Annotated in this window: 1 protein-coding gene; it reads left to right on the top strand. The window is 60.1% G+C overall.

Annotation, left to right across the window (positions count from 1 at the left end; translation table 11 throughout):
- The first annotated feature begins 67 nt into the window (after positions 1-67).
- A complete protein-coding gene (locus tag DK368_RS21160) occupies positions 68-1,288 on the top strand; it encodes an IS256 family transposase (RefSeq protein ID WP_114395952.1) in 1,221 nt (406 codons plus the stop codon).
- The last annotated feature ends 57 nt before the right edge of the window (positions 1,289-1,345 follow it).

Raw genomic sequence — 1,345 nt, 5'->3', positions numbered from 1 at the left:
GAGGGTGTCAGATCTTTTGTGTAAATGAGCGGCCCCGTGGGATCCTGTTTCACAAGGAGACCACGGAATGCCAATTGACGACGAGATCATAGAAAAGCTGCTGGCTGGCTACGAGAAGCCGGAAGACCTCCTCGGCGAGGGCGGGCTGTTCAAGCAACTGAAAAAAGCGCTTCTGGAGCGCGCCCTGGATGCGGAACTGACGCATCATCTCGGCTATGACAAGCACGACCCTGCCGGGCGCGGCAGCGGAAACAACCGTAACGGCTACAGTGGCAAGACCGTCCAGACCGAAGATGGCCCCTTGGATATCGAGGTGCCGCGTGACCGCAATGGCACCTTCGAGCCGGTGATCGTTCCCAAGGGTCAGACGCGTCTCGATGGCTTGGACGACAAGATCATCTCGATGTACGCCCGCGGGATGAGCGTCCGCGACATCCAGGGCCACCTGCAGGAACTCTATGGCATCGAGGTGTCGCCTGACCTGGTCAGCCGGGTTACCGACGCTGTCAACGAGGAAGTCAAGGAATGGCAGACGCGCCCCCTGGATCCCGTTTACCCCGTCGTGTTCTTCGACGCCCTGCGGGTCAAAATTCGTGACGATGGTTTGGTGAAGAACAAGGCGGTTTACGTGGCGCTGGCCGTCACCAATTCGGGCGAACGAGAGGTTCTCGGTTTGTGGGTTGAACAGACCGAAGGTGCCAAGTTCTGGATGCGGGTCATGGCGGAACTGAAAAACCGTGGCGTCCAGGATGTCCTGATCGCCGTCGTCGATGGGCTGAAGGGCTTTCCGGAGGCGATCACGGCCGTCTTCCCGCAGACGATCATTCAAACCTGCATCGTCCACATGGTGCGCTATTCCTTGGATTTCTGCTCCTGGAAGGACCGGAAGGCGGTTGCGGCCAGGCTGCGCCGAGTCTACCAGGCCGAAACGGCGGAACTCGCTGCGGATCGCCTCGACGAATTCGATGCCGAATGGGGCACCCGTTATAGCGCCATCGCCCAGTCCTGGCGGCGGAACTGGGATAAGGTGGTTCCGTTCTTCGCCTTCGCACCGGAGGTCCGCCGGATTATCTACACCACCAACGCCATCGAGAGCCTGAACATGACACTGCGCCGGGCGATCAAGACCAGAGGCAGTTTCCCGACCGATGAGGCTGCCGTGAAGCTCCTGTTCCTGGCGCTGCGCAATGCAGGAAAGGGCTGGCGACGCTCGGCAAGGGAATGGCGGACAGCCCTCAATCAGTTCGCTATCATGTTCGGCGATCGCTTTCAGCCGTCAGCGCGCTGACGGCTGAAAGCGACATCCCGCGGGGATGCTCTTACACAGAATTCCTGACACACCCGC

Origin of the sequence: Oleisolibacter albus (assembly GCF_003336875.1) — a bacterium.
Classification (GTDB): Bacteria; Pseudomonadota; Alphaproteobacteria; order Azospirillales; family Azospirillaceae; genus Niveispirillum; species Niveispirillum album.
Note: the sequence above shows the minus strand (reverse complement) of the source record. Positions and strands in the feature narration are given on the sequence as shown.

Bases quoted from the DNA above. Each gene is read 5' to 3' on its own strand.
- DK368_RS21160 (WP_114395952.1), top strand. From the start codon at position 68: ATGCCAATTGACGACGAGATCATAGAAAAGCTGCTGGCTGGCTACGAG.